This is a genomic window from Phenylobacterium hankyongense, assembly GCF_003254505.1.
Taxonomy (GTDB): domain Bacteria; phylum Pseudomonadota; class Alphaproteobacteria; order Caulobacterales; family Caulobacteraceae; genus Phenylobacterium; species Phenylobacterium hankyongense.
In genome coordinates this window covers 1-329 of record NZ_QFYP01000022.1, presented here as the reverse complement: position 1 = coordinate 329, position 329 = coordinate 1, and the positions used below count along the sequence as shown (strand labels likewise).

The 329-nt window shown below is 62.3% G+C and carries 1 protein-coding gene; it reads right to left on the bottom strand.

Annotated features, from left to right (window positions below; all coding sequences use genetic code 11):
- Nucleotides 1-286, bottom strand: a 286-nt coding sequence (locus DJ021_RS18505) for a hypothetical protein (protein WP_133255067.1), incomplete at its 3' end; no start/stop codon positions are given.
- Between the last annotated feature and the right edge of the window lie 43 nt (nucleotides 287-329).

Here is a 329-nt window from a genome sequence, read left to right as displayed (position 1 = left end):
CGAATGTCTCGAAGAACTTGCTCTGGAGAGAATTGTAGGGAGAGGGACCGTCGGATCCGTACAGATCCCACTGGCCGGTGGTGTTAGGGATGTCATCCAGATCGAAGTAGACGCTCTTGTCGCCGTACTTGGCCACCACGGCGCCGGCGCCGGACCTGAGATTAGGGCGGGGGAGACTTCGGCGAGCAGGCTTGACGGCAAGCTTGGTGCCGCTGAGGGAGCTCCCGCTGAGGCCTTTCACATTCACGGGACGGACAACCGTGGCGGCGGTGGCGAGCGAAGCCATGGCTGCTGCAACTGCGAGCTCTCCTTCCTCTCAGACGCAGCAG